Annotated in this window: 1 protein-coding gene; it reads right to left on the bottom strand. The window is 42.4% G+C overall.

What is annotated here, in order from left to right; all coding sequences use genetic code 11:
* A partial coding sequence (locus FE392_RS19995) for an immunoglobulin-like domain-containing protein (protein WP_319931876.1) occupies positions 1 to 462 on the bottom strand: 462 nt, incomplete at both ends.

The following is a 462-nucleotide window of genomic DNA, read 5'->3' as shown; positions in this document are numbered from 1 at the left end:
CTTTCGTCTGAACTGGTAAATCTGATCCCTTTTAAAAGCTCATCACGATCTACATCCGCATTGTCAAACTCAGGAATCACTGAGTAAGGTTGTTTATCATTCCACACTGCAACAATTTCCTTATTCTTCAACAGTGGCTCTGCCCGTCTCACATTTAATTGATAACTCGCACTGGCCATCTTGTACTGCACAGTACTTTCCGTTTGTACCGTGATTGTTGTGCTGCCTACTCCCAACAATGTCACATTGCCTTTGTTATCCACTGTAGCAATGTTTGGGTCTGAACTTGACCATTTCTGATGAGCACCATCAGGGGCGTTCTGTACTTTTGGGGATTCTTTATAATCTTTGACATAGCTTACCCTTATACGTTTATTTGGGAAACTTAAATCCGGAGCCATTTTCTCGACAAGGATGGCCAATTTATCACCGATTTTTTGCCCATCCACGGTGGCATGGAAT

This window comes from Xenorhabdus santafensis (assembly GCF_033949405.1).
GTDB classification, from domain to species: Bacteria; Pseudomonadota; Gammaproteobacteria; order Enterobacterales; family Enterobacteriaceae; genus Xenorhabdus; species Xenorhabdus santafensis.
Note: the sequence above shows the minus strand (reverse complement) of the source record. Positions and strands in the feature narration are given on the sequence as shown.